Raw genomic sequence first — 1,773 nt, 5'->3', positions numbered from 1 at the left:
TCGTCCTTCGGCATCGGCGCCGCCGACGTCGACAGCACCTTCTTGCCTTCCGCTGTGTCGGGGTCGATGACGTAGACAGTATCGACGGCCGCCGCCGGAATGCAGCGGTAGGCGTCGATCTCGCCGTTGGTGACGGACCACAGCGGCGCGCCACCCGTGATGCCGTTGCGGCGTGCTGTGGTGTCGGTGTCCGCCCGCCAGACAAAGGAGTCCTGCACACCGAGGCCTTCCCGCATGAGGGCCTCATAATGAGGGAGGTTCACGACGATGATCAGCTGGACGGGGCCGACTGCGGGGCCGCGATACAGCTCGTTCTCCCGGAGCCACTTCTGTAGTGCCCGCGGATAGAACTGGCACTGGGACCAGTGGATCGTCATCGTCAGAAACTTGGACATGCTCAACCAGGGGCTCTGGTCGATCGCGTCGTAGTCCATCACGTGCTCGGCCATGCTGAGGGTGCCCGCTGGCTTTCGCGACGGATGGGCGCCAACTTCACGCAAGGCAGTCCAGGGGAGCGAGGTCGATCTGAAGCCGTAGTGGGGATTCGCCTCGTCGATGCCCTCGCCGAGCAGAAGCTGCTTGAGCGACGGCGGTCTTGGCGAGATCAGGTCGTACTCGAGGCCAGTGCCCGACTGCACTTCCTGCACGACGACGGGGCAGGCAGGGACGCCGGCGTACTCGTGGGGCTTCTCGTCGACCGACGTGCCGTCTGGCGTCGCCGGCAGAACCGTCACGGTGCGGCGCTGCTCTTGAGCGATCGCCTTGGCAATCTCCGCCACCGGAGCCGTGTGAGCGCAGTCCGCTCGTGCGAGGAAGGTGTTGAGCTCCTCCGGGGTGTTAAACGTCGCCGCCGCGACGGCATCGACGAGGGTCTTGAAGCGAAAGCCGCGTTGTCGGCTTCGCAATTCCGCCTGGAGCTCCTCCAGGTTGCACTGGCCAGCCGCCGCAATAATTTTTTTAACCAGCTGGTGCCGCGAGGTGCACCATTTCGTCGACGCAAAGAGCAGCGTCGCGTCGTCTTCTCTCTTCTTCTTCTTCGAAACGCGCTCAAAGACGCGTTGGCCGTAGGTCTTGTTGTTCTCGATGAAGGCGACGGGAGCGACGACAGTGTATTGTTGTTTGAGCGTGTCCTCGAGGATCTTCCCGAGAGGATGCTGTAGGGCGTCGTCGGTGCGGTCGAATCGCATCGCGCCGTTGAGAGTGAGGGCGTCGCTCCGAAAGATGAGCGGACGCTTGCGGCCGACGAGGCTGGCGTCTACGAGTTGGACCTCGACGCGAGCGCCGCCGAGTTCGATGTTGAGGTCTCGCAGGTGGCCGTAGTCAGACGGCTTCTCGAACTTGTAGCTTTCGCCAGCAAGTTCCTTTTTCATCGCCTTCTCGAACCGCATCGCCATTTCAGCGATCGGCGTTCCGGGCGCTTGAAAGTCCAAGTCGCCGCCGGGGTACGCTGGGAGCTCCGCCTCGCTGTCCACCGCAACTTGCAGCCGCGCGATGTAGCGAGGCATGCCTCCAAAAAGGAAGCCGTTGTGAAACGTGCCGAGGAGGACGCGGGCGATTTTGAGCTGCGCGACAGTCTCCGCCGACTTGTTCTGCTTGGCTTCCGCAATGAGCGCGTCCAGGTCGATCCTCCTGTTGGCGAGCGCTGCAGCCCGTTTCTCGAGGTCGGTCCTGTCGTCGTTGATGTCCCCCGTAGGCTCGTCGACCTCCATCTCGACAACCTGATCTTCTGACCGCGGCCCATTGCCCGACTGATCGCTGCGCATCGGTGCATCG

General features: G+C 63.1%; 1 protein-coding gene. It reads right to left on the bottom strand.

All coding sequences use genetic code 11. The features are described 5' to 3' along the window. The coding region (locus tag AAGI46_17075; GenBank protein MEM1013921.1) for a hypothetical protein at positions 1–1,709 on the bottom strand (1,709 nt) is incomplete at its 3' end. Between the last annotated feature and the right edge of the window lie 64 nt (positions 1,710–1,773).

Source organism: Planctomycetota bacterium (assembly GCA_038746835.1).
Taxonomy (GTDB): domain Bacteria; phylum Planctomycetota; class Phycisphaerae; order Tepidisphaerales; family Tepidisphaeraceae; genus JBCDKH01.
The sequence above is the reverse complement of the archived record's forward strand: the minus strand, read 5'-3'. Positions and strand labels throughout refer to the sequence as shown.